The organism is Pseudocolwellia sp. G5-9, from assembly GCF_055808995.1.
The window spans coordinates 1,844,749-1,869,695 of record NZ_CM147893.1; the positions used below are offsets into that span (position 1 = coordinate 1,844,749).

At 35.0% G+C, this 24,947-nt stretch carries 22 protein-coding genes; 6 read left to right on the top strand and 16 right to left on the bottom strand.

Annotated features, from left to right (window positions below; translation table 11 throughout):
* Window positions 1–164: 164 nt before the first annotated feature.
* Window positions 165–974 carry a serine O-acetyltransferase gene (cysE, locus tag AC0L5Q_RS07910; RefSeq protein WP_473616947.1) on the bottom strand — a complete coding sequence of 270 codons (810 nt, stop codon included), beginning with the start codon at window positions 972–974 and terminating at the stop codon, window positions 165–167.
* Between the two features lie 33 nt (window positions 975–1,007).
* The gene (gene trmJ / locus AC0L5Q_RS07915; protein WP_473618269.1) at window positions 1,008–1,763 is read right to left on the bottom strand and encodes a tRNA (cytosine(32)/uridine(32)-2'-O)-methyltransferase TrmJ; all 756 of its coding nucleotides are present in this window, start codon (window positions 1,761–1,763) and stop codon (window positions 1,008–1,010) included.
* A 410-nt stretch (window positions 1,764–2,173) separates the two neighbouring features.
* On the opposite strand from trmJ, the gene suhB reads away from it, so the two are divergent.
* A complete protein-coding gene (gene suhB / locus AC0L5Q_RS07920) occupies window positions 2,174–2,977 on the top strand; it encodes an inositol-1-monophosphatase (protein WP_473616951.1) in 804 nt (267 codons plus the stop codon).
* A 146-nt stretch (window positions 2,978–3,123) separates the two neighbouring features.
* Here the strand turns inward: suhB and AC0L5Q_RS07925 are convergent, their stop codons facing one another.
* The 6 genes from AC0L5Q_RS07925 to AC0L5Q_RS07950 all read right to left on the bottom strand — a co-directional run bounded on the left by AC0L5Q_RS07925 (window position 3,124) and on the right by AC0L5Q_RS07950 (window position 8,319).
* On the bottom strand, window positions 3,124–4,431 hold the full coding sequence (locus tag AC0L5Q_RS07925) for a hypothetical protein (protein WP_473616955.1): 1,308 nt from the start codon (window positions 4,429–4,431) through the stop codon (window positions 3,124–3,126).
* An 8-nt stretch (window positions 4,432–4,439) separates the two neighbouring features.
* On the bottom strand, window positions 4,440–5,060 hold the full coding sequence (locus AC0L5Q_RS07930) for an energy transducer TonB (RefSeq protein WP_473616958.1): 621 nt from the start codon (window positions 5,058–5,060) through the stop codon (window positions 4,440–4,442).
* A 2-nt stretch (window positions 5,061–5,062) separates the two neighbouring features.
* Window positions 5,063–5,476: an ExbD/TolR family protein gene (locus tag AC0L5Q_RS07935; protein WP_076419312.1), complete on the bottom strand. Its 414-nt coding sequence runs from the start codon at window positions 5,474–5,476 to the stop codon at window positions 5,063–5,065.
* A gap of 115 nt (window positions 5,477–5,591) precedes the next feature.
* A complete protein-coding gene (locus AC0L5Q_RS07940; RefSeq protein ID WP_473616963.1) occupies window positions 5,592–6,119 on the bottom strand; it encodes a MotA/TolQ/ExbB proton channel family protein in 528 nt (175 codons plus the stop codon).
* Between the two features lie 3 nt (window positions 6,120–6,122).
* Window positions 6,123–7,508 carry a MotA/TolQ/ExbB proton channel family protein gene (locus AC0L5Q_RS07945; protein WP_473616967.1) on the bottom strand — a complete coding sequence of 462 codons (1,386 nt, stop codon included), beginning with the start codon at window positions 7,506–7,508 and terminating at the stop codon, window positions 6,123–6,125.
* A 22-nt stretch (window positions 7,509–7,530) separates the two neighbouring features.
* Window positions 7,531–8,319, bottom strand: coding sequence for a DUF3450 domain-containing protein (locus AC0L5Q_RS07950; protein ID WP_473616971.1), 789 nt, complete (start codon window positions 8,317–8,319; stop codon window positions 7,531–7,533).
* Between the two features lie 322 nt (window positions 8,320–8,641).
* Here AC0L5Q_RS07950 and AC0L5Q_RS07955 point away from each other — a divergent pair, with 322 nt between their 5' ends.
* Together AC0L5Q_RS07955 and AC0L5Q_RS07960 are read left to right on the top strand one after the other, a co-directional pair.
* Window positions 8,642–9,283 carry a sulfotransferase family protein gene (locus AC0L5Q_RS07955; protein WP_473618270.1) on the top strand — a complete coding sequence of 214 codons (642 nt, stop codon included), beginning with the start codon at window positions 8,642–8,644 and terminating at the stop codon, window positions 9,281–9,283.
* Window positions 9,284–9,305: 22 nt separating this feature from the next.
* Entirely contained in the window at window positions 9,306–10,043 is a 738-nt protein-coding gene (locus tag AC0L5Q_RS07960; RefSeq protein ID WP_473616974.1) for a dienelactone hydrolase family protein, read from the top strand.
* 111 nt (window positions 10,044–10,154) lie between these two features.
* On the opposite strand, the gene eno is transcribed toward AC0L5Q_RS07960, so the two are convergent.
* A complete protein-coding gene (gene eno, locus AC0L5Q_RS07965) occupies window positions 10,155–11,453 on the bottom strand; it encodes a phosphopyruvate hydratase (RefSeq protein ID WP_473616978.1) in 1,299 nt (432 codons plus the stop codon).
* A 187-nt stretch (window positions 11,454–11,640) separates the two neighbouring features.
* Window positions 11,641–13,278, bottom strand: a complete 1,638-nt coding sequence (locus tag AC0L5Q_RS07970; protein WP_473616982.1) for a CTP synthase — start codon at window positions 13,276–13,278, stop codon at window positions 11,641–11,643.
* A 319-nt stretch (window positions 13,279–13,597) separates the two neighbouring features.
* Between AC0L5Q_RS07970 and AC0L5Q_RS07975 the strand changes: the two genes are divergently transcribed.
* Window positions 13,598–15,310: a two-component system response regulator gene (locus AC0L5Q_RS07975; RefSeq protein WP_473616983.1), complete on the top strand. Its 1,713-nt coding sequence runs from the start codon at window positions 13,598–13,600 to the stop codon at window positions 15,308–15,310.
* A 206-nt stretch (window positions 15,311–15,516) separates the two neighbouring features.
* Complete coding sequence (locus tag AC0L5Q_RS07980) at window positions 15,517–15,897, top strand: response regulator (protein WP_473616986.1); 381 nt, start codon at window positions 15,517–15,519, stop codon at window positions 15,895–15,897.
* Window positions 15,898–15,899: 2 nt separating this feature from the next.
* Here AC0L5Q_RS07980 and AC0L5Q_RS07985 read toward each other — a convergent pair whose 3' ends face one another.
* From AC0L5Q_RS07985 to AC0L5Q_RS07995, 3 genes are read right to left on the bottom strand one after another with little or no spacing between them, the layout of a single operon-like run.
* Complete coding sequence (locus tag AC0L5Q_RS07985; protein ID WP_473616989.1) at window positions 15,900–17,840, bottom strand: CHASE domain-containing protein; 1,941 nt, start codon at window positions 17,838–17,840, stop codon at window positions 15,900–15,902.
* A 32-nt stretch (window positions 17,841–17,872) separates the two neighbouring features.
* The gene (locus AC0L5Q_RS07990) at window positions 17,873–18,955 is read right to left on the bottom strand and encodes a PAS domain-containing protein (RefSeq protein WP_473616991.1); all 1,083 of its coding nucleotides are present in this window, start codon (window positions 18,953–18,955) and stop codon (window positions 17,873–17,875) included.
* Between the two features lie 43 nt (window positions 18,956–18,998).
* On the bottom strand, window positions 18,999–21,569 hold the full coding sequence (locus AC0L5Q_RS07995; protein WP_473616995.1) for an EAL domain-containing protein: 2,571 nt from the start codon (window positions 21,567–21,569) through the stop codon (window positions 18,999–19,001).
* Between the two features lie 395 nt (window positions 21,570–21,964).
* Here AC0L5Q_RS07995 and AC0L5Q_RS08000 point away from each other — a divergent pair, with 395 nt between their 5' ends.
* Window positions 21,965–22,549: a DUF4202 domain-containing protein gene (locus tag AC0L5Q_RS08000; RefSeq protein ID WP_473617000.1), complete on the top strand. Its 585-nt coding sequence runs from the start codon at window positions 21,965–21,967 to the stop codon at window positions 22,547–22,549.
* 40 nt (window positions 22,550–22,589) lie between these two features.
* Here the strand turns inward: AC0L5Q_RS08000 and AC0L5Q_RS08005 are convergent, their stop codons facing one another.
* The 3 genes from AC0L5Q_RS08005 to AC0L5Q_RS08015 all read right to left on the bottom strand — a co-directional run bounded on the left by AC0L5Q_RS08005 (window position 22,590) and on the right by AC0L5Q_RS08015 (window position 24,945).
* Entirely contained in the window at window positions 22,590–22,973 is a 384-nt protein-coding gene (locus AC0L5Q_RS08005; protein ID WP_473617004.1) for a YbaN family protein, read from the bottom strand.
* Window positions 22,974–23,055: 82 nt separating this feature from the next.
* Window positions 23,056–24,060: an ABC transporter permease gene (locus AC0L5Q_RS08010; RefSeq protein WP_473617008.1), complete on the bottom strand. Its 1,005-nt coding sequence runs from the start codon at window positions 24,058–24,060 to the stop codon at window positions 23,056–23,058.
* Between the two features lie 3 nt (window positions 24,061–24,063).
* Window positions 24,064–24,945, bottom strand: coding sequence for an ABC transporter ATP-binding protein (locus AC0L5Q_RS08015; protein WP_473617011.1), 882 nt, complete (start codon window positions 24,943–24,945; stop codon window positions 24,064–24,066).
* Between the last annotated feature and the right edge of the window lie 2 nt (window positions 24,946–24,947).

Below are 24,947 nucleotides of genomic sequence, written 5' to 3' on the forward strand. Positions count from 1 at the left end.
CTGCGCATTTTACATAACCATGTAAAATAATCAACTATATAACCAAGTAATTTAGTCAAGTATTTTACGCGAGATAAAAATAGAGTCAACATAAATACCTGAGTATTTTACTCAAGTATTTATGTTTAGCATAATGGCTTACCCCAAATTAGGGTTAACTAATATTATATTTCAGGATCGAAGGCAGTAACGATAGATTCTCTACGTTTTGCAGCTTCTTTTTCGTCTTCAACAAATTCACCAACACGTAATTCAGGTAACGATTGCTGACAAACATTACCCCCGAGTTGATTCACTTCTTTACATAAATCTTCTACTTTGGTGTCCATTAAATGCATGTGATCTAATAAACGTCCTATCGCTTTCGCGACAGGATCTGGATTATCGCCAGAGACAGCATAAGCATCGAAGCCAAATTTTTGCGCTGTTTTTTCTCGTTCAGACATTTCTGCTTCAGACTTCTTAATATTAACAATGCGGGCTGGTATACCAACCGCGGTTGCATTATCGGGTAAGTCTTTTACAACAACAGAGTTAGAGCCCACTTTGCCACCATGACCAATAGTAATAGGCCCTAAAACTTTAGCTCCAGCTCCAATAACAACGTTATTACCTAGTGTAGGGTGGCGCTTACCTGCATTCCAACTTGTACCACCTAAGGTAACACCGTGATATAACGTACAATCTTCACCAATTTCGGCGGTTTCACCAATCACAACACCCATACCATGATCAATAAAGAAACGTCTACCTAATGTTGCGCCCGGATGAATTTCAACACCCGTTAGCCAACGAGAAAAAGTTGATAATAAGCGAGCTATAAGTTTCCAATCAGCTTTCCATAACTTATGACTTACCCTATGTATCCATATCGCATGCATGCCAGGGTAATTAGTTAAAACTTCAAACGAATTACGCGCTGCGGGATCTCTATCAAAGACGCTTTTAATGTCTTCTCTAATACGGCTAAACATATTTTATCCTTTACTCTTAATGCTTTTTATCAATTAGGCTTTATTTTTTGCTGCGCGTTCTACTGACGCTAACATACCGCGTAACATTTTAACTTCTTTGTTATCGGGTCTTGCACGATTTAATAAGCGTCTTAATTTTGTCATCACTAAACCTGGATGGCTTGGCACAATAAATCCTGTTGCTTTTAAAGCATCCTCGAAATGTTGATATAAACGTTCAGTTTCTTCTAATACTGGGTACTCTTCATCTTCTTCAACATTTGTTGCTTTAACTAAAACATTATTATGCTTTTGGTTTTCAAGCGCTAAATAGCTCATACGAACTTCATAACTTAGTGTTTGAACCGCCATAGCTAAGTTCAATGAGCTGTATTCAGGATTTGCAGGTATCTGTACATGAAAGTGACACAGTTGTAGTTCATCGTTTGTTAAACCACTACTTTCACGACCAAAGACAAGAGCTACAGGAAAGTTATGTGCTTCTTCAATCAGCTTTTCACCACAACCTCTTGGTTCTAACATTGGCCATGGTAATGTTCTTGAACGCGCACTTGTACCTACAACTAAACCACAGTCAGTAATAGCTTCTTCTAGTGTGCTAACCACTTTAGCATTGGCTAAAACATCTGATGCACCTGCAGATAAAGCTTGAGCTTGACCATTTGGCATCTCAATCGGGTCAACTAAAACGAGTTGACTTAACCCCATTGTTTTCATTGCTCGAGCGGCAGAACCAATATTTCGACAATCTGACGTGTTCACTAAAACAATACGTACGTTATCTAACAAACTTCCTAAAGAAGGATCTAACATTATTTTTTACTCTCAAAATTTGGGGTAATTTATATAAAATTAAAGACCGTGATTTATTCTTTTTAACTTCACAAATGATAGATAGTGAAAATCTGAATATAAATTATCTATCTAGACGTCTAAAACTATAAAATAATTTTATCACAGAACCTTTCACTTGTACTGAGAAAAATCATCTTGTTTCATCCCTTTGATTAGCGCAAAACAATCTGATTTATGTCGTTAAATTATAATTAACACGGTATTGCTCAACATAAAATTCCGCGCCAGTGAATTTTGGTCGCCATCTAGTATTTATTTTGCTATACTTCGCGCCGCTTGATTTTCGCTCTGCGTTCAAGTTTCTCGTTCTTTTAAAATGCTGTTTATAAAATAAGGTAGTTGTTATGCATCCTATGCTTAATATCGCTATACGTGCGTCTCGTGTGGCTGGAAAAGTAGTTGTTCGTGCTTTTGAACAAGTTGATAAAATTGAAGTTCAATCTAAAGGCACAAATGATTTTGTGACTAACATTGATGTAAGCGCTGAAGAAGCTATTATTGAAACGATTCGTAAGTCTTACCCTGATCACACAATTATTGGTGAAGAAAGCGGTATATTAAAAGGTAAAGACGATGACTACCAATGGATTATTGACCCGCTTGATGGCACAGCTAATTTTATAAAAGGCATTCCTCACTTTGCAGTTTCTATCGCATTAAAAGTAAAAGGTAAGTTAGACCAAGCAGTAATATACGATCCTATTCGTGGAGAGTTATTTACAGCAAGCCGCGGTAAAGGCGCACAACTAAACAACTTTAAAATTAGAGTTAAAGCAAATAAAGAACTAGGCGGCACTGTACTAGCGACTGGTTTCCCGTTTAAATGTAAGCAACACACAGATGCTTACTTAAATATTTTTAAATCATTATTTATGAAAACAGCAGACATACGTCGTGCAGGCTCTCCAGCACTCGATTTAGCTTATGTAGCTGCTGGCCGTATTGATGGTTTTTTCGAAATTGGTTTAAAACCATGGAATTCAGCTGCTGGTGAATTATTAGTGATTGAAGCCGGCGGATTAGTAACAGACTTTACGGGTGGTCATAATCACACATCGTCAGGCAATATTGTTGCTGCTAGCCCAAGATTAGCAAAAGAAATTTTACAAGACATGCGTCCTCAATTAGGTGAAGCATTAAATAAATAATTTACCTTATTGATTAAAGAACGAGTAAAAAGACACAAAAAAAGGCTAAAGAAGATATTCTTCTTTAGCCTTTTTTCTGTTTAAATTTAAGTGCTATACCGAGTTGTTCAATATGTTATTTAAATTGATATGAGTGATATTTATTTTTACTCATTTAACATCGCTAATTGCATTTCTGCACTTTGCTCACGCTTAACGTATTGATACCATTGTTCCGCTGTTTTTGCCGACTCTTTTAACTTTTGGGCATCAGCAAATGCAGTTAAAGACGCATCAAACTTCTTTAAGTTAAAGTTAGACATGCCAATCACTAAATGCATGTTCCCTAAACGATCGACCCCACCACGTTTAATGGCTTTTTTAGCTGACGCTATTGCAAGATCCCACTTTTCTAAATTCAAGTACGATTGTGCTAAGAAAGCGTCAAACTTACCTGTTTCTGCAATTTCAGAAGCTTTAACTAATACAGGAATAGCTTTTTCGTCATTTTTAGCAGAAATATAAGATTGAGCCAGCATATCTAAATACTTTTCTTCTGCTGCTACTTGTCCTTTATCTATAGCAGTAGAAAGTAGTTTAGCGGCTTTATATGGTACGCCATGAAAACGATACAATTGCACTAAAGTAATAATATCTTGTGATGAAGTAACGTAACCGGCTTGATATGCACTTTCCATAACCGCAAGTTGTTTTTCTTCTTCACCTATTTCACCGTACATACCACTTAACTGTATCCAATATTTAGGTTTATCGTGAAAACGCACTAAATCTTCAATCACCTTTACAACATTTTCAGGTTGCTTAAGTTCATAGTAATTTGCACGTTGTAAAATAAACCAGTTTTCTTTAGGCACTTCGTCTTTAGAAAGAGAAAGTTCAACGGCTTCATTTACATATTTTAGTGAATTTTTGTAATCTTTATTTTGGTAATAGATTTGTGCAAATAATACTTGTTGTGTACTGGTTAACGGCTTAGCGTTAATTTTTTTCCACTGTCCTAAATACTTTAACGATTGATTATAATCTTGTTGCTGCATAGATAATTGCGCTAAAGAATATAAAGTTGATGTACGTAAAGTAAGAGGAATCGCTTCTTCAGCGATAACTTTTTCAAAGCTTTCAATAGCTAAAGGTAAGTTGTCACTACCGTAATACATAAAACCATAAAAGTTCCATAACATGGCTTGCTCGTAGCTATTTAAACTACTAATGCGATCTTTTACTTCGTCGAGAACTTCTAGCCCTTCTTTCTTGTTGCCTTCATCAGCCAGCTTTTGTGCACGAGCTAATTGCGAATAAACACGATTACGCATGGCGGGGACTTTAACAGTTTCAGTACTTTGCGCTTTTTCTTCTGCCTGCGCTACCGCTCCACCAAGTTCATTGGGTATGAAACTCGCCGTACTAAAAAGTACTGCTGCTGAAATTAAAGATAATGATAATTTTTTAATCATAATGTCTCCTAACCGTCTATTTGGAACGATATTTTATTTTGTACGCCAGCGACTTCCATAGCGACACCGTCAACAACGCGCGGCTTGTATTTAAATTTAAGTGCTGCGTCCATTGCTGCTTGGTCAAAAATGCTTTCTGGGTTTGATTCAACCACTTTAGCGTCTCGCACTGAGCCATTTTTAGTTACAACAAACTCTACAATTACGTAACCTTCAATACCTCTTGATTGTGCTCTTCGTGGATAAATAGGCGCCACTTTAACAATAGGTAAATAATCTCCATCACCTGTATCTAAACTTAACCCACCGCCTAAAGCCGTATCCGCTTGTACATTGGCTGCAAAACTTGTACTTACTGCATCGGCATTAGGGTTAGCTTGTTGCATTTGTGGTTGCTCCATTGGTGGTGGAGGCGTTTTAGGTTTAGCCGGCTTTTGTGGTTTACGTTCTTTCTTAGTTACGTCTTGCTCTTTCTTTAATCGAATAAAGTCTAGTACGTTACCTCTTGGTGCTTCGGTTAATGCATTGTTACCGCCAGAAATAAGCGCCTGCATTCCCCACAGTAAAGCAAAGGTAACAACAACAGCGAAAGATAAGCCAAATAAATAACGGCCACTTTTATTCATCATGGTTAGGCCTCTTGCGCCGCAATTGAAACATCGTAAACACCAGCTGCACGAGCTGAATCCATTACTTTTATTAATACGTCTGTTGTTGCTTTTTTATCGGCTTGAATAACCACCGTACCTTGTGGATTTTCAGCTTTTAAACGTTCTATGTTGGCTTGTACAGCACGAACATCTACACGACGTTTATTGATCCAAATTTCACCTTTGTCACTGATGGCAACTAATATATTTGCTCGTTCTTTTTTAACGGCGGTTGCTGCTTCAGGTCGGTTTACTTCAATGCCGGCTTCTTTTACAAATGAAGCGGTTACAATGAAGAAAATTAATAGAATAAAAACAACATCTAGCATAGGCGTCATGTTAATTTCTTCTGCTTCTTCTTGCTCTTGCAATACTTGTGATAATTGAGAACGCATCTTTTTACCTTACTGTAAACTTTTTATGTAAATCTCCTTGAGATCATTACCAAGGAGTATTCATTATTTCCTACGGCTTGAATTAATTCAGCCAAGTAGAGTTAAAATTTTTAAATTAATGAGCCAATGGCAAACTATCTTCAAGCTGTTGAGTTCTGCGTTTGATCTTGCGTTGTAACCAAGTAACAACAAAAACACCCGATAATGAACCCACCATGCCAGCCATTGTTGGAATAGTTGCTCTTGAAACACCTGACGCCATAGAGCGTGCATTACCACTACCCGAAATAGCCATAACATCAAATACTTCAATCATGCCAGTTACTGTTCCTAATAATCCTAATAACGGACATAAAACCACTAAACTTTGAATAAGCGCGACATTTTGCTTTAGCATTTCAGTCACTCTTGAAACATTGGCTATTTTAATTTGTTCAGCACTCCATGAGCTTTTATCTGTTCTTTTTTCCCAACGTTGAACTATGTCGGCTTTTACGTATTTATAGCTACGTAAAAAGAAATACATGCGTTCAAATATTAAGAGCCACATCAAACAAATAACAAAAGCGATAACGGTGAGCACTTGCCCACCTGTATCAAGAAACTCACGAATGCTATTCATCATTTCGATGAATAAAATCATGATTTACGCTCCTTTACCTGTATTTTCATCTTCAAAACGCTCAGCAAGAATACCAGCACTTTGATGTTGTAAAATATTAATAATGCCACGGCTACGCGTGTTTAAGATGGTAGAAATAAATACCATTGGAATAGCAACAACCAAACCTAATACCGTGGTAACAAGTGCTTGCGAAATACCGCCAGCCATAAGTTTAGGGTCGCCTGTACCAAATAACGTGATTGCTTGGAAGGTGTTGATCATACCCACAACTGTACCCAGTAAGCCGATAAGTGGCGCAACAACGGAAATAATTTTAATAAAAGTTAAGCGTGTAGTAAGTACCGGAACTTCTTGCAGTATACGTTCAGAAAGCTTGAGCTCTAACGTTTCAGCATCTGAACTCTTGTTTTCGTCTTTAACTAACATAACGCGACCAAGTGGGTTGTTTTTAGACGCTGTAGTGTTTTTAAGTTGGCTGTTAACTTTACCACCAATAATGGTTAATGAGATAAAACGCTCTACACCAATGAGTAAACCAATTAAGCCTATCGCTAAAATCACATAACCCACTGAACCACCTTGGTCTACGCGCTCTTGAAGGTTCGGAGCTTGTACAAGTAAACCTAAAATTGAACCACCTGTTGGGTCTAAAGCAAAAGGTACAACGCCTGATGTATTAGATGTTAATTCTGCTGCGCTTGCTAAATACCGATCTGAAGGTTGTCTCATTAATTCAACAACACTACCTGTTTCGTCTACATATTCTAAGTATTTGCCATCAGAAATTAAGTTAAAACCGCCCACTCGAACAACATCTGTTTTTAATTTTTCGCCGTTTGCTGTAACCACTTCACGACTAAATTTATGTACTTTACCGCTTTGCGTCATTTCACGTTGTAGTTCAAACCACAGGCGTTCAATTTCTTCGATTGAGGCTAATTTTGAAGAAGATCCCATGCTTTGAGCAAAATCATCTAAAAACACGCCACGGTCTGCTATTTGAGCCGAAATTACAGAGGTTTGAAATTTACTTCTTGTATCACCAGCAACTTGCTGAAGTACACCAAACAGCTCTTTTAATTCACCCATGCGTTTCGTTAACGCTTCTGATTTATTTGCTAATTCAATTTCGTTATCTTGAAATGTTGCTTCTAATTCAGCACTTACCTTGACTTCATTATCACGTATATTTTTAGCTTGTTTAAGTAAGTTTTCTTGCTCTGACTTTTTAGCATTAAACTCAGCCTCACGTGCTGTATTTTGTTTGGTTTGAGCAATTTTACCTTGTTCAAGTTGCTTTAATAATTCATCTAATGATGAAGCATCCTGAGCACTTGCGCTTGTTGTTATACTTGTAACTGATAGAGCTAATACAACCAGTGAAAAAAGTTGGCTTAATTTTTTCATTTTATAATTCCTATTACCGTACTTATTCGGCTGAGTTTTGCGCTACTGGCACAATGATTAAATCTGGGGCAAGCTGTTTACGTGCAATGCGTAAACCCTTATTGATGTTTGAACGATATTCTGCAGGAAGATCATCCCAAGACTTAGTCTCGTTATTCCATAAACCTAATTTTTGACCATCACGTGTTTGATACACTAAACTCACACGACCAATACGTAAAAAGTCTACGTCACGTTCGCTGCCATCAATTGTTAATAAACCGTTGTAAGCTTCAATAGTACGACCATATTCAACTTCAACTTGGTAAGCTTCTAATACACGACGAAATTTTTCAGATACTGAAACGTCAGCGCGTTCCATCATTTTCTTTAAACCTTCAATTCGTTCGCTACGCTCAGTCGGTAAAAACTGAACATCTAAACCAACAAAAGCTTCTAATGTATCTATCATACGTGCCATAAGTGGTGAGATTTGACGTTCGATAATACTCACTTGTTCCATTGAAACTGCTAGCTGAGTTAATTCTTTTAGCTGATTATCAATTTGAGTATTCATTTGTTGGTTGTAAACGCGTAAACCATCAACTTCTTTATTCACGGTTTTAAATTGTTGAAGTTTGGTTTGAATTTGTTCGCTAATATTATCTACACGACGTTGTGATTTATTTGCAGACTGGTTGATTTTTTTGCCAGCATCTACCACTTGTGATAAGGGTTCATCGTCAGCTGGAGCGGCATTTACAAGTGTAGGTAGGCTTAGTGCACTTGCACTTAAAAGCAAACTTGCTTTAGCCAAAGTAGACAATTTCATATTAAAACCTTTTGTTGAAATTCAATAGTGTTAAACGCTTTTAGCAAAACGCCTATTCAATATACTGCTATAATTGGGCACATTTTAAAGGCCAAATATGACAACTTGGTTTCACGAATATTGCATATTTGTTACATGACAGTTAGGTGACATTTTTTTTACAGGAAAGGTTTTATTAACAAAGCGTTAATCGTTATAAGGTTATATTTAAAGATTTGAGATAGTGTTCATCATCACTTTCCCCTAAAATGCGGTAACGTAAATCAGTAATAAATTAGATCACCCAACATGAGTTACCTTTAAACCTACTGTTATGAATAAACTGTCAAAAATATTCGTTTTAGGATTACCTCGAACAGGTACAACGAGCATTTGTTCTACTCTACTCTCTCTTAACTATTGCGTAGCTCATACTGCTTATACTCAAACAACGTTCGATAAAGCTAACGCGATAGCAGACACTCCTATTTTTAATGACTACAAAGCTTTACATCAACATTACCCTAACAGTAAGTTTATTTATTTAACGCGCGATGCCCAAAAGTGGCTCCCTTCAATAAAACAGCTTTTATTACGTATGTATAACAATGTAGTACGAGATGATGGTGGGTTTAACCCCATAATTAAGCGTTGTTATACTGAAATATTTTCCCCTTTTACCTTAGATAATATTAATAACGATGATTTCTTATTAACTTGCTACAACACGCATAAAGCCGCAGTTACTCAGTATTTTGAACAACAAGGCCACCCTGTGCTATTTATTGATATATCTAAACAAGGTGATTATCAAAAGCTATTAACGTTTTTGAATAAAGAGGATAACGATCCTAATACTTCAAACTCAGATTTTCCTGTACTTAATCAGGGCGGGAAAGTCACTGCATGGAAAGATTTAAAACATCCGCTTAAAGTTGATTCAACTAAAAATGGCCGTTGCTCTACCCTAAACCATATTCAATAAATATTAAGGACTTATACACACCATGATCATTACCCATAGCCAACACGATATTGCTACCCCAACAGGTGATATGCGCACTTATATTTATCAGCCTGAAGAACAAGGTAACTATCCTTGTGTTATTTTCTATTCAGAAATATTTCAACAAACAGCCCCTATAGCACGTAGCGCAGCTATTATGGCAAGCCATGGTTTTATTGTATTAGTGCCTGAGGTTTTTCATGAACTAAACCCTATTGGTACTGTATTAGGGTACGATGATGCAGGTAAAGACAAAGGCAATGAAGATAAGTGGGCAAAACTTTTAGAGCATCACGACTCAGACACTCAAGCATTAGTAAACTTCGCTCAAACACTTGATAATTTTTCAGGCAAGGTTGGTGCAATGGGCGTGTGTATTGGTGGTCATTTAGCTTATAGGGCGGCATTAAATAACAATATTTTAGCGGCGGCGTGTTTATATCCTACCGACATTCATTCAAACACATTACCTTGTAATAAAGGTAACGACTCATTAACGAGAACACCCGATATTAAAGGTGAACTATTAATGATTTTTGGTAAACAAGATCCTCATGTACCAGATGAAGGACGAATGAAAATTCATCAACATTTATTAACAAGTAAAAACACATTTACTTGGCATGAGTTTAACGCACAACATGCGTTTATGCGTGACGAAGGTGAACGTTACGATGCTGCTTTAGCCATAAAAGTTTACTTAATGGCTGTCGAGTTATTTAAACGAAAACTCACTTAAATCATTCATAATTTGTCATAAAAAGCGTACATAAAAAAACCCGACATTACTTTGTAATATCGGGTTTTAAATTTTTAAGGTTTACTTAATTAATAACGAAAGCGTTATTAATTACTGACCTTTAACTTCAGATAAACCGTTAAAGATAGCTTTATCACCTAAAAATTCTTCAATTCGTAATAATTGGTTGTACTTAGAAACACGATCAGAACGACATAAAGAACCTGTCTTAATTTGACCTGCAGCAGTACCAACCGCTAAATCAGCGATAGTTGCATCTTCTGTTTCACCTGAACGATGAGAGATAACAGCAGTAAAACCAGCATCTTTAGCCATTTTAATAGCCGCTAATGTTTCAGTTAAAGAACCAATTTGGTTAAACTTGATTAAGATAGAGTTACCAATACCTTGCTCAATACCACGAGCTAAAATCTTAGTGTTTGTAACGAATAAATCATCACCAACGATTTGGATTTTGTCGCCAAGTAATTTAGTTTGGTAAGCAAAACCATCCCAATCTGACTCGTCTAAACCATCTTCGATAGAAACAATAGGGTATTGCTCACAAAGTGTTGCTAAGAAATCAGAGAATTCGTTAGCTGTAAATTGCTTGCCTTCACCTTTAAGATCGTAAATACCTTTGTCTGCATCGTAAAATTCAGAAGCAGCACAATCCATTGCTAAAGTAACATCTTTACCTAATTCGTAACCAGCAGCAGATACAGCTTCTTTGATTACCGCTAAAGCATCAGCATTTGAAGCTAAATCAGGAGCAAAACCACCTTCATCACCAACAGCTGTATTTAAACCTTTTGCTGATAATACTTTTTTAAGTGCATGGAATATTTCAGCACCCATACGTAAAGCTTCGCGGAAGTTAGGAGCGCCAACAGGTTGTATCATAAACTCTTGAATATCAACGTTGTTATCAGCATGTTCACCACCATTGATGATGTTCATCATAGGTAATGGTAAAGAGTAAACACCTGGAGTACCGTTTAGGTCAGCAATATGTTCAAACAATTGAACGTTTTTAGCATTAGCAGCCGCTTTAGCTACAGCTAAAGAAACAGCAAGAATAGCGTTAGCACCAAATTTTTCTTTGTTTTCTGTGCCATCTAAGTCGATCATGATTTGATCAACTTTTGCTTGTTCTAAAGCACTTTGACCTAATAAAGCAGGAGCAATACTGTCATTTACTGCCGCTACTGCTTTTAAAACACCTTTACCTAAATAACGAGCTTTATCACCATCACGTAACTCTAAAGCTTCGCGTGAACCAGTAGATGCGCCAGAAGGAGCAGCAGCTCTACCCCAAGCACCTGATTCTAAATAAACATCAGCTTCAACAGTTGGGTTACCACGAGAATCCATGATTTCACGAGCAATAATCTTACTAATATTCGACATTTTTCATCCTATTTTATTAAAAAGCCGCTCGGTATTTATATACAGCGAGCTTATAAATACTATTAACGACAACATTCATACTAATTATATCTAATTGAATATTTTTTTTTAGAACATTCAATTATTTTAAATACCCTAAATAACAATTTTAAATAAAAAACCGCAGCTCAAGGCTACGGTTTTAATATTATGATTGTTTATTTTTTTGATGCTCAAATGAAGCAGCAACAAAACTTTCAAATAAAGGGTGTCCATCACGAGGTGTAGAATTAAACTCAGGATGGAACTGCCCTGCTATAAACCAAGGATGGTTTGGTATTTCAATAACTTCTACTAATGTTTTATCTGTAGAAAGACCTGAAAATACTAAACCAGCTTGACTTAATTTATCTCTATAGTTGTTATTTACTTCATAACGATGACGATGTCTTTCATAAATTGTGTCGCTACCATACACTTCATGCACTTTAGTATTTGGCGTTAAATGACACAATTGAGAACCCACACGCATAGTACCACCTAAATCAGAATCTTCGTGACGGTATTCCACTTGCCCTTCTTCATCTAGCCATTCATTAATTAAACCAACAACTGGGGCCGATGTTTCTGGATTAAACTCTGTACTGTGTGCGTCAGTTAAACCAGCAACATTACGAGCATAATCGATAAGAGCAACTTGCATACCTAAACAAATACCTAAGTAAGGGATTTTGTTTTCACGGGCATATTTTGCCGCTAATATTTTACCTTCAACACCACGTTCACCAAAGCCACCAGGAACAAGAATCGCATCAAGTTCTTCAAGAATATCAGCACCTTTACTCTCTACATTTTGAGAATCAACGTATTGAATATTTACTTTAACTTGATTTTTAAGTCCTGCATGTTTAAGGGCTTCGTTTACTGATTTGTAGGCATCAGGTAATTCTATGTATTTACCCACCATACCTATAGTCACTTCACCTTTTGGATTAGCTTCTTGATAAAGTACTTGTTCCCATTCACTTAAATCAGCTTCAGGTACGTCTAATCCAAAACGTTTAACCACTAATTCATCGGTGCCTTGCGCTTTTAATAAAGCAGGTACTTTATAAATACTGTCAACATCACGCATTGATACAACAGCTTTTTCTTCTACGTTGGTAAATAACGAAATTTTTGCACGTTCATTGGCAGGAATAGCTTGTTCGCTACGACAAACTAAAATGTCAGGAAAAATCCCAATTGAACGTAATTCTTTAACAGAATGCTGTGTTGGCTTAGTTTTAATTTCGCCTGCAGCGGCTATATATGGCACAAGAGTTAAATGCATAAACATAGCGCGTTCACGGCCTAACTCAACACCTAACTGACGAATAGCTTCTAAGAAAGGTTGTGATTCAATATCACCTACTGTACCGCCAATTTCAACCATAGCAATATCGTAACCTTCAGCCCCCTCAATAACGCGACGTTTAATGTCGTTAGTTATGTGAGGTATAACTTGTATGGTTGCACCTAAAAACTCACCTTTACGTTCACGCGCAAGAATATCTTGATAAATACGGCCTGTGGTAAAGTTGTTACGTTTAGTCATTTTGGTACGAATAAAACGCTCATAATGACCTAAATCAAGATCGGTTTCAGCACCATCTTCTGTAACAAATACTTCGCCATGCTGAATCGGACTCATTGTACCTGGGTCAACATTAATATAAGGATCAAGTTTAAGCATAGTGACATTAAGGCCACGGGCTTCAAGAATTGCAGCTAATGATGCAGCAGCAATACCTTTTCCAAGAGACGATACAACGCCACCTGTTACAAAAATATATCTAGTTGTCATGTGATACCAAAGTCAGAATAAGCAGAATTTTGCGTTAAATTGATAAACTGTTTAGTGAAACAATTCAATCTAACAGGACGGGAAAGCATTATACTTAACTTACCCTTAAACGACAATATATTAGATAGGTTGATCTTTGATTTTTACATTTAAATAACCTAAATATAAAACGCGAAAGCATTATTTGAAATTAAGGCTATAATTATGAAGTGTTTTTGCGCAAACAAGCATAAAAAACAGTTATGCACCCAATAAAAAAGACTATAGGTAATAATGTTGACTTTATTATAAATCAACATCATTAACATAAGGAATTCATGTGAATATACTCTTAGTCGACGATGATGAAGTCGATAGAAAGCTAATTAAAAGAGCGCTTACAAATGACGTGAATGTTAGTAACTTATGCGAGGTTTCTTCGGCTATTCAAGGCCTTAAACTTGCTGAAGATGGTAATTTTGATGTTTTATTACTTGACTATATGATGCCTGAGATAGATGGCATTGAAATGGTAATAGAAATTAGAAATAGACCAAACTTAGGCGAAACAGCCATTATAATGATGAGCTCATCTGAAGATGAAGAATTAGCCTTAGCCTGTTTACATGCTGGTGCTCAAGACTTTATTACCAAAAAAGAAATAACCTCATCCAAATTAAAACGTTCAATTCTTCAAGCTAAAAAACGCTTTGAGATGGAAAAAAAGCTTCATGATAGTTTTTGCCAAGTAAGAGAATTAGCTGAAAAAGATTCGCTAACGGGGCTTTCAAATAGATACCATTTTGAAGATGCACTGAATGTTTCAATTAATAATAACAAAAGATCTTCAGATATTATCGCTTTACTCTTTTTAGATCTTGATCACTTCAAAAATATAAATGATACCTATGGTCATGAAATGGGTGATTTGTTTCTCAAAGAAGTCGCCCGACGTACAAATGAATGTTTACGTGGAAACGAATTATTTGCTCGCTTAGGCGGTGATGAATTCGCTATTTTATTAACCGGATTAAAAAATGATCATGATGCCACAACAGTAGCTAGGCGAATTATAAAAACACTTGGAAACCCTGTAGAAATTAATAATAACCAACTACAATGTGGCGTTAGTATCGGAATAGCCTTGTATCCAAGTGATGCTGATTCAGCAGAAACCCTTAAAAAATATGCTGATATTGCAATGTATCGAGCCAAAAAAGAAGGTCGTAATCAACTTTGTTATTTTGAACCTTTAATGCAACAGCAGTTTTCACGTAACTTTCAAATTGAAACTGAACTCAAAAAATCAATCAAAAATAATGGTTTTGAATTACATTACCAACCCGTAATTAGTACTTCCCATAAAGAAATCATAGGTGTAGAAGCATTGATTAGGTGGCCTGACTGCCCCTTTATATGTTACCCAGATGAATTTATACCCGTTGCGGAACAATCTCGTATTATAGAAGAAATTGGTAAGTGGGTATTAGACACGGCCGTTAAACAACTTTCTATTTGGCAATCTAGTTTTGGTAATGAGTTCACAATGGCTGTGAATATTTCAGCCATCCAATTAGAAAACAACAGACTTGTTCCTACCATTGAGGGTGTACTAAAAACCTATAACGTTCCCGCTAAATCTTTAATACTAGAACTGACAGAAACCGCATTGTTTGTTCAAGATGAGAGTAACCACATACAAATCAATCAACTTTGTGATCTTGGTTGTAAATTAGCTTTAGATGACTTTGGTACCGGATTTTCTTCACTTTCTCATTTAGTCAATTTCCCAATTAACACGGTTAAATTAGATAAATCATTATTACCAACATCAAACGATGAGGTAAGGCACTTATCTATAGTAAAAGGCATTACAAAAATGGTGAACACCATTGGGCTACATATTATTGCGGAAGGTGTTGAAACAGAATATCAATATGAGCTGTGTAAAAGATTAGAGATAAGTGAATTACAAGGTTACTTTTTTGATAAGCCGATGCCTGCAAACGAATTAGAAAAGAAATGGTTACTCTCAAACCCTAATCAAGTTTAATTAACCTGAATTTGAGTTAATTAAAAACTTATCACCTATGCCCATAGAAACGTGGGCATTCCTTCTAAAAACAATGTATTTTATATAAACACTCTATTTTTACAAAGTAAACCTTAACGTCAAGATACCTGTGATCAATTTAAATTATATTAAAATATCCTTGGCAAGAAGAGAAAGTTTGATTTTATATTTTCCAAAAGAGCTTAATGATGACAGATACCGTAAATATTTTTTATGTAGAAGATAGCAAGGATGAAGTGGAGTTAATGTCTTTATACCTCAACAGGTATAATCTACAGCCCAAAATAGTGCTGCATGTAGCCGACACCGTTGATGAAGCCAAACAAATATTTAATTTAGAAAAGTTTTCTATGGCGTTAATTGACTGGAATTTACCTGACGGTACTGGTGATGAAATTGCTATGTATATACGTAATCAAACTCAATCTTTCCCCATTATATTTTTAAGTAGCTTAGTCACCGATACTCTTATTAATCAAGCAAAAGCATATACACCTGAAAATTTTTTAGAGAAAGGTTATAACAAAAAGTTCATTGAAGAAATTTATGCCATTTTAAAAAGATAACATTAAACCTCACTGACTAACTTTGGCACAGCTATATCCTTTTTACATTCCGTTATATTTTTAGGCCACGTAAAATAGAATGTACTTCCCTTTCCTATTTCTGACTCTACTGATACATAACCACCATAGTACTTTACAATTTTTTTAATTATAGCGAGTCCCATTCCACTTCCTTCAACATCATCACGAGGCTTTAGTGTTTTAAACATTTTAAAAATATTAATGTGATTATTATGGCTAATTCCTGGACCATCATCTTCAATGAAGAATTTATAATAGACATCCTCTTCATCACAGCTTACGGTTATATTGCCGTTATTTTTGTCATGATGTTTAATGGCATTATTTAATAAATTACGAAGCACTTGTTCAAATGGAGCACTAACCGTTAAAAAGTCAGGAAGGTTTCCTTTAATATGTAATTGAAAGCCCTTAGGTGGGGCGATAAGAGCAAATAAATCTTCAATTAACTCATTACAATGAATGTGGGTTAGCTTGTATTCTTGCCGATTAGCACGGGAATAATCCAACAAATCATTCAACAATGAATCTAAACGCTGAACTCGAGAACGCATTAATCTGATGTTTTCAGGTACTTCATCTAAATTTCCTTCTTCAACATCTTCAGCTACCCAATTTGCCAGTTGATCAATTCCGCGTAAAGGCGCTTTTAAATCATGGGAAGCGATATAAGCAAATTCATCTAGCTCTTTATTTGATCGCGCTAAATCTTTTGCTTGTTCTTCAGCATTATTTTTCGCCACTTTAGCTTCAATCATTAATGCCGAAAGCGTTTTACGCTGCTGAGTTAATTCTTCAACATGCTCGTTAAGCTGAATGTTTTTCTGCTCTAGCAGCTTTGTTCTTTCTTCTACTGTTGCTTCTAATTGATTATTTTGGTCCTTTAACTGCTTACTCAACTTTTTAATGTGTTGAGAACGGTAAACAACAACTTGCAAACCGTATATACATAAAGCTAACAACACACTTATCGTGATACCAGAAATTAACACCCCATAAACAATAGCGGGCGATTCAATGCTACGCAATAAGTCCTTATTAAGCGAAACCTCCAACTGCCAACGGCGATCAGGAATAGTTACATCAAAAGTAAAAGCTGTACTTTCATTCCCGTTGCCATACAAAATCCCTCCATTATCACTTTCTACATCGAGCAATGTTAAAATCAAACCTTCTTTATCTGCTTTTTCTCTAACATTTTCCATTAAGTTATTAATGCGAAACACGCCTGTTGCATAACCAATAAGGAAATTAGAGCGTTCCGCTTCTGTAGTCACAGATACGTTAGTTCGATAAACAGGGGCTATCATTAAAAAACCATAAGAGTCTTCGTTTTCTTGTACAAGATTTATTTTAGACGTAGCTGTTATTTGCCCTGTATTTTTAGCTTTTTGTAAAGAAACTCTACGAATACTATTACTACTTAAATCAAAACCTTGAGCAGCTTGGTTGATATCATAAGGACTAATAAAGGTAACGGGGGTATAGTAAGGTTTGTTGCTACTAACAATTAACTTACCTGTTTCTGTCCGTTCAGTAATATTAAAATTAGGATGTTTAATTTGAATATTGGCTTCAAAAATTTTTCTATCTTCTGCAGCAATATAAGGAACCCAGCTTAGTGCCTGAATATAATGACGCTTTTCAATATTGACTACGTCCATATAACGATCAAAATTATCTTGAGAAAGATTATCTTGGCTTGAACTATAAAATGCCTGTAATGCTTGTAAATCATTAACAGACATATCAATAGCATCTTGAAAACGAATTGAAACTTGTTGAGCAATATTTTTAAGTTTAAGATAACTTTGTTTTTTTAATTGCTCGCCCACTTGTATTGATAAGTAATAAGTACTACAAACTCCCATACAACCAATAATAATAGAAAAAAACAAAGCTCTAATTAATAATTTACTCATTATGTTAATAGCTCAAACGGTTAATATTATGCTTACATTTCAAATTGCTGAACAATGCTTCTAATTTCCTTTCTTTCCAATATATAATCAATACACCTTATTAATAATGCTTTAGATAAGTCATTTTTTTTAATAGAGTCATTAATTTCATTCATTAAAAATTCATTATCCATTGTTGACTCTTCTTGGCCAGATAACAAAATAACCGGTACATCAATTTTTTGAGACTTTAATGCTCGGGAAAAGTCTTCAGCTGTATTACCGCCAAGTTGATAATCCAGTAAGCAAACGTCTATATCCTTTTGTTGTAATATTGCAATGGCTTCATCGATACCTGAAGATTCAATTATTTGATATTCACGCTCATTAACGTCTTTTAAATAGCGCTTAATTATTTTGCGATCAATAACATCATCGTCAATAACAAGCACCGTTATGTTTTGGTTTTTTTCGATACGGTGGTGTAAACGCTCTGAACGACTAATTAACAAACTTTTAAATTGCTCTTGTGCTTGAGTTAAAGCATTTTCAACAAATTTCAAACGAGAAATATTTGTAATCGTAATTAACACGCCTTGTTTTACTTCGTGAGTATGTTCATCAAGGGTGTGAGGCATTATTTTTAATAGAACGGCTTGTCCTGATTTAGTCAGTATATCTCTTTCAATACTGATGTTTTTACTACGAACAATAGCAATTTGGATGAAAAACTCACTGTAATCTAATTGGTGCGTAATATCTTGTATAGGATGACCAATATCGCTTGGTCTTAAATTAAAGTAATGAGTAGATTGTAACGTATATTTTCGGATGGCTAATTGCTCATCTAAAAAAACGATACCAATATCAATAGAGTTGATCACATTATCAAGATCTGTGTTGGCTTCAGTTAATTGAGTAATTTTTTCTTGGTATTCATTATTTACGGTATACAACTCTTTATTAACTAATTGTAATTCGCTATTCGTTGTTTCTAACTTTTCTATTGCTAATTTTAAACACTCAAGCTCTTTGTTAGGCTCACCTTTCAAAACATCATTTCTTTTTTGAGTTGTTTCTTCTGTTTCAGCAGATGCATGATATGAGCTTTTCAATGTTTGTGATGACTTGTCCATTAAAGATCCACTTAAATTTTATTTATCATTTATAGCTAAATTATCAACTTGCTATAGTAGCGAGTGCGGCAGCATTAAGGAGTAACGATTGAGTATCAGTTTTCGTTAATGGTCGATTAAAGTAATATCCTTGATGGGTATAACAATCGTTGGCAATCAACCAATCTTTTGTTTGTGCGTTTTCAACACCTTCAGCAATAACACCTAAATTTAACATTTTACATAACCCTATAATCGCTTTAACAATTTTAGCTGTATCATCATCAGATAAAACATCTTTAATAAAGCTACGATCTATTTTTATGTAATCTAACGGCATTCTTCTTAATAAATTTAAAGATGAGTATCCTGTACCAAAATCATCTAGAGCAATTAAAAAGCCAGCTTTTTGAAGTTTTTTCAAATTTTTGCCCGCAATAGTAGGATCTTCAATAAAAGCGGTTTCAGTAACCTCTAGAGTAAACCACGTCGGTGATATATCTTTACTGGCAAATAAGGTAATAACTTGATCAGAAAAATCGTGGAAGTGTAACTGCTTAGCAGACAGATTTATCGCGATCCTTTGAGGTTGCTTAATAAGCCCTACTTTAACCCATTGACTCACCGTTTTGATAGCTTCATAAAATAACCACAATGAGAATTCATAGATTAAGTTATTATCTTCAACAAGTTTAATAAATGTATCAGGACCTATATGACCTAAAATATCATTATTCCATCGCGAAAGTACCTCAAATCCTGATATTTTATTTGAATTAATGTTTACTTGTGGTTGAAATACAATGGTAAATTCATTTTTTGATGGGTTATTTAAACTTTCACGAAGCCTGTTTAGCATAGTGATATTATGTTCAAGCTGACTATCATAAAAATAAAATTGATTTCGCCCTAATTCTTTCGCTTTATATAAGGCTAAATCCGCTTTATTTAACATATCTGTTGGAGTATGAAGCATCTTATCTTCATCGGTCATTGCAATACCAATACTACAAGACATAGCTATAGGATGCTCATCTACTGTAAAGGGTAAGTGCACAGCATTCACAATTTTTTGAGCGATTGAAGCAAGCACATGAATTGTTTTTATATCAGTAAAAATAATAGCAAACTCATCTCCTCCCAGACGAGCAATGGTATCTTCATTTCTTACCGTTGATGCCAAGCGTGAAGCCACTTCTTGAATAACTTTGTCGCCAACAGGGTGGCCTAAGGTATCATTAATATTTTTAAACTTATCTAAATCTAAAAACATCAATGCCGTAATACCATGCCGACTAGAACGCGACAATGCTACCGCTAATCGGTCATTAAAAAAGCTCCGATTAGACAAGCCCGTTAAATGATCATAATTAGCCATTTTTTCTAATTTTTCTGCATGGAGATAACTCTCTGAAATGTCATGCAAGGTCAATATAAAACCAGTTAACTCACATTTATCATTAAATAAACCAATGGCATTAATAGACACCCATAAATTAGATTGATCAATTCTTTTTAATTGTATTTCTCCTGTATAGTTTTTGGCGTAAAAAGTGACTCTTTGTATAGTAGGTAATATTTCTTGAATGTCAGATTGATGTAAACAAGAGAGCCAACCTTGCTCTTTTGAGTCTTTAATATGTTGTCCTGTATATCGTCCCCATGTTTCATTTACATAAGAACACCGCCAATGCTTATCTAGTTGTAAAATAGCCATAGGAACAACACTGGTTAAGGCATTAAATCGTTGTAAACTCGAAAAATAATCTTGTGCTGTAATTTCCGCATCATATTTTTCGTTCAGCATTACCCCAAAACATTGAGTGCCTAAATATTCTATTTCAAACAACTGAATATCAACCTTAACTGATTGGTAAGAATTGTGTTCAAACTTAACATCACACCACTGTTCTTTATTTAAGTGTCCAAGAAAGCCATATTTATTAATTGTATTAAGTAAAGCTGTTGCAACGCTCGGTATAGATTTTTCGAGTAGCTTATCCATAGTAGGCCAGCCACGTTCAATATTTGAATGAAATAATTTCTGTGAAGCCGAGTTAGCTTTCAATACTTTGAATTCGTCATTAAATATAAACGTTGGGTGAAAAGTGTTTTTTAATAAAGACTCTACAGCTTTTCTATCATTACCTATGTTTGTTTGGGGGAGTTTAACGGGGTAAAGTTCAGTGCCTTTGATTGAATGTTCGAACGACTTTAAAGAAGAGGCAACGAGTGATGTAATATCAGGTAATTTTTGAGTGACTTTAGATAGCTTCACATTAACTAATAAAATTACGGCGTAAATCCCTAACTCGTCCTTAATAGGAATATAGCGTATATTATTGATATTTTTGTTATTTAATACATTTGAATTGTGAAGGTTACTGTTTTTATCAAAAAATAGTGTTTCTCCTGTACAAGCTTGCTCAAAGAAGTTTCGTTCTAAATGGCGAGTTAATTTAATAACATCTTTTTCAGGTAAATCGAGAGAATTAATAACAACCTTTGTTTCTAAATGCACAAAGTTCGGTTTTACTGTAGTACTGACCACAAAACCCAAAGCAAACTCCGCATTGTTTAATTCAACAAATGCTTCAATACATTCTTTAAAAATATAATGGCTTATACTATTCATACTTAGATTTTCAACCTAATTTCATCCTTGGATAACATAAAACATAGCGCTAAAGTTAAAGCGCTTCTCTGTATTTTAAAGTTAATTACTTACATATTAGTGTATATCAGTGAAAAAGCGAGAAAGTAGAGCTTTTCATTACAATTTATTTGAATACGCATTTTTAGCTCGTCATAACTATTTATAAGCTTGTAAAGAAAATGAATAACCACTTAACTTTCATGATTTAAAGAGGACATACTTATAAATAAAAATCATATACTTACAGCTTTAAATCACAACTAAAAGTTAATGAATTATAAATAATTAAAGTCGACGCTAGAGTTAAATAGAGTATTACTGGAAAATAAATAATAAAAAGCTAAAATGTAACTCTTTATTTTTTAGGTACGATCATGAAAAACACCCAACTACACTCTGTTTTCACTGCAATTGACGATATTAATTCCGAAGATCCTAATACCACAATTGTTAACGGAAAAACTCAACCTAAAGAATTATTATATGGTCAGTACATGAGTGCATGTATTAATCAATATTGGCCAGAAGCCAATGAACTATTACAAATAGCGGTTCGTGCACAACATATCAAACGCTGGCACCTAAAACGAACTGAATTTGATGTGGGTAAAGCAGGTTATTTAAAATGGCGAATTGAGCAAGGTAAGTTTCACGCAGAATTAACTAAAAATATTATGATTGAACATGGATATTCTGAAGAAGATGCAGAAACTACGGCCAAGCTATTACGCAAAGAAAAAATCAAATCAAACCCTGATACTCAAACTTTAGAAGATGTTGCTTGTTTGGTGTTTTTACAGCATTACTTTGATGAGTTTGCAGCAAAACATACCGAAGAAAAAATCATTCGAATATTACAACTTACGTGGCGAAAAATGTCAGACCAAGGGCATGAAATAGCGCTTAAGCTAACACTACCTGAACATTTAGCCGCTTTAGTAGGTAAAGCCTTAGCATAATTTTTGTATTTAGATTGCAAACTAACAAACTCTAGACTATTTATTTGCTTGCTCGTTTAGCAATAGGTAGTCTATAAACGAAAATGGCTGGCCCTATCATTAGAACAATAACTAAAACCTTTAACCATATATTGCCCAGCATGTAACACGACCACGCCCCAGCTAACGCCATAGAACATAAAGAAATCATTTTAGACTTTTGCGATATAGATCGTGAATCTTGCCAATCTTTGATCAACTGACCAAACAATTTACTGTTTAATAATTTGTTATGAAAATAAGGTGACGACTTTGCAAAGCACCCTGCTGCTACCAACAAAAATGGCGTTGTCGGTAGCAATGGCAAAACAGCGCCTAAAATAGCTAAAAAAACAAATATACAGCCAGTGCTTTTTAAAAGAAAATTTTGAATAGATAACCTCATATCTCATCAATAAATCTATACCTTTAAGTATAGCTAAAAAGAAAGCCGCTTCAATAGCTCCGTTTGTTATAATCAACTAAGCTTATCGTTCTGTATTCCAACTAAATAAATAAGAACCTAAAATTAAAAACAATGAACACATAGCTACCAAGCACCATATGTGAAAACTAATATCAGCCAAACTAGCCCCTTCCGTAATAATTTTACGTGCTCCTGTCACAATATGAGTTAAAGGCAAGAAATTAGAAAACATTTGAATCGCACTTGGCGCTCCTTCTAAGCTAAACCAAACACCTGATAATAACATCATAGGCCATGAGGTTAAGTTTAATAAACCACCAATGAGCTCTTCACTTTTACTCCTGCTCGCCACTAAAAGTCCCAAGGTTATTAAGCTAAAAGCACCTAAAGCGCCAATAATAAAAAGATCTAAATAGCTACCTAACATGTAAAAATCGAAAAAAACGTTACAACCAATATAAACAACACTCGACATAAACATAACAATAAACAATCGCGATACAAGTTGGGCTGACACAAATTCAAAAGCGGATAAAGGAGTTGCCTTCAAGCGTTTTAACACTGAGTTTTTTCTGTACCTAACAATAACGTAGCCAACACCAAACAAGCAGCTAAACATCATATTCATACCTAAAATACCAGGTAAAACCCAATCAACATATCTAATAGGCTTTCCTTGTGTAGTTAAACGCTGATAGTTTGTATGTTCACTTTGAAATATTTTTTCCACTAAATAGCTATTAGGCGCACCTTCATTTACCCAATATTTCTTTAGGGTAAAATCTACTAAAAAATCAATTCCATGATGCTCAAGTTTAGTGGTAGCTAACGCCACATCGTTATAGTTAACAAAGTCTATGTGTTTGGTTTTAATAAAGTTTGATTGTGCTGTAGGTAAATTAATCACCCCTACTTTATAAACACCACGACCATCTCCTGAAAAAACAAACGACAAGCCCGCGAGCATTAATACAGGAAAAAGTAAATTCCATCCTAAAGAAGATCTGTCTCTAAAGAACTCAAGATTACGGGCCTTTACTACGGCTAAAAATCGCTTAAAATTCATCAATTAATCCCTCAAAGAATAGCCCGTTAGTTTTAAAAACAAATCATCTAAATTAGCTGACTTCACATGTAATCCTTCTAATGAAACGTTATTCTCAATTAATAGCGTTAAAGTTTTTTCCACATGTTGTGTCGTTATTTCGACTCTATCGCCTTGTACTTCACCATCAAACTTATCAATTAACTCAACACTGAGGTGTATTGCAGGCAAGTAAATAAAAATGCTTTCAAAGTGCTTATTTAATAGGGTTTCAGGTGTACCCGATTCAATAATTTTACCGTGATCCATAATTACCACTTCATCACACAGCTGTTCGGCTTCGTCCATATAATGCGTGGTTAAAATAATGGTTTTATCTTCTGCTTTAATATTTTTAATAAGTTGCCAAAAGTTACGTCGTGCTTGTGGATCTAAACCTGTAGTTGGTTCGTCGAGGAAAATAATTTCAGGATCATTAATCAAAGCAAGTGCTAGCAATAATCGTTGCCTTTGCCCCCCCGAAAGTAATCGATTATTTTTATTTAAAAATTCACTTAAATCGCACAACTCAATAAGTTTATTTTGAGGTACCGTTTTATCATAAAAAGCAGCAAATAAATTTAATGTTTCTTTTACTGTTAAAAAATCTTGTAGTGCAGTATTTTGAAATTGAATACCTATTTGTTGAGAAATAGACGGGTCAACGTCCTTGCCGTTATAAAGGACATTGCCTTTAGTAGCGGGAATAATACCTTCCATTATTTCAATCGTGGTTGTTTTTCCTGCTCCATTAGGACCCAACAGTCCAAAACAATGACCTTTTTTTATTGAAAAACTCACATCGTCCACAGCATTCAATTCACCATACTGTTTTACTAAGCTTTCAACTTTTATCACTTCCTGCATAT

Bases quoted from the DNA above. Each gene is read 5' to 3' on its own strand.
- cysE (WP_473616947.1), bottom strand. From the start codon at position 974: ATGTTTAGCCGTATTAGAGAAGACATTAAAAGCGTCTTTGATAGAGAT.
- AC0L5Q_RS07985 (WP_473616989.1), bottom strand. From the start codon at position 17,840: ATGAGTAAATTATTAATTAGAGCTTTGTTTTTTTCTATTATTATTGGT.
- AC0L5Q_RS07990 (WP_473616991.1), bottom strand. From the start codon at position 18,955: ATGGACAAGTCATCACAAACATTGAAAAGCTCATATCATGCATCTGCT.
- AC0L5Q_RS08005 (WP_473617004.1), bottom strand. From the start codon at position 22,973: ATGAGGTTATCTATTCAAAATTTTCTTTTAAAAAGCACTGGCTGTATA.
- AC0L5Q_RS07970 (WP_473616982.1), bottom strand. From the start codon at position 13,278: ATGACAACTAGATATATTTTTGTAACAGGTGGCGTTGTATCGTCTCTT.
- AC0L5Q_RS07945 (WP_473616967.1), bottom strand. From the start codon at position 7,508: ATGAAAAAATTAAGCCAACTTTTTTCACTGGTTGTATTAGCTCTATCA.
- AC0L5Q_RS07980 (WP_473616986.1), top strand. From the start codon at position 15,517: ATGATGACAGATACCGTAAATATTTTTTATGTAGAAGATAGCAAGGAT.
- AC0L5Q_RS07950 (WP_473616971.1), bottom strand. From the start codon at position 8,319: ATGAAATTGTCTACTTTGGCTAAAGCAAGTTTGCTTTTAAGTGCAAGT.
- AC0L5Q_RS07940 (WP_473616963.1), bottom strand. From the start codon at position 6,119: ATGATTTTATTCATCGAAATGATGAATAGCATTCGTGAGTTTCTTGAT.
- AC0L5Q_RS07960 (WP_473616974.1), top strand. From the start codon at position 9,306: ATGATCATTACCCATAGCCAACACGATATTGCTACCCCAACAGGTGAT.
- suhB (WP_473616951.1), top strand. From the start codon at position 2,174: ATGCATCCTATGCTTAATATCGCTATACGTGCGTCTCGTGTGGCTGGA.
- AC0L5Q_RS07995 (WP_473616995.1), bottom strand. From the start codon at position 21,569: ATGAATAGTATAAGCCATTATATTTTTAAAGAATGTATTGAAGCATTT.
- eno (WP_473616978.1), bottom strand. From the start codon at position 11,453: ATGTCGAATATTAGTAAGATTATTGCTCGTGAAATCATGGATTCTCGT.
- AC0L5Q_RS07935 (WP_076419312.1), bottom strand. From the start codon at position 5,476: ATGCGTTCTCAATTATCACAAGTATTGCAAGAGCAAGAAGAAGCAGAA.
- AC0L5Q_RS07925 (WP_473616955.1), bottom strand. From the start codon at position 4,431: ATGATTAAAAAATTATCATTATCTTTAATTTCAGCAGCAGTACTTTTT.
- AC0L5Q_RS08000 (WP_473617000.1), top strand. From the start codon at position 21,965: ATGAAAAACACCCAACTACACTCTGTTTTCACTGCAATTGACGATATT.
- AC0L5Q_RS08010 (WP_473617008.1), bottom strand. From the start codon at position 24,060: ATGAATTTTAAGCGATTTTTAGCCGTAGTAAAGGCCCGTAATCTTGAG.
- AC0L5Q_RS08015 (WP_473617011.1), bottom strand. From the start codon at position 24,945: ATGCAGGAAGTGATAAAAGTTGAAAGCTTAGTAAAACAGTATGGTGAA.
- AC0L5Q_RS07930 (WP_473616958.1), bottom strand. From the start codon at position 5,060: ATGATGAATAAAAGTGGCCGTTATTTATTTGGCTTATCTTTCGCTGTT.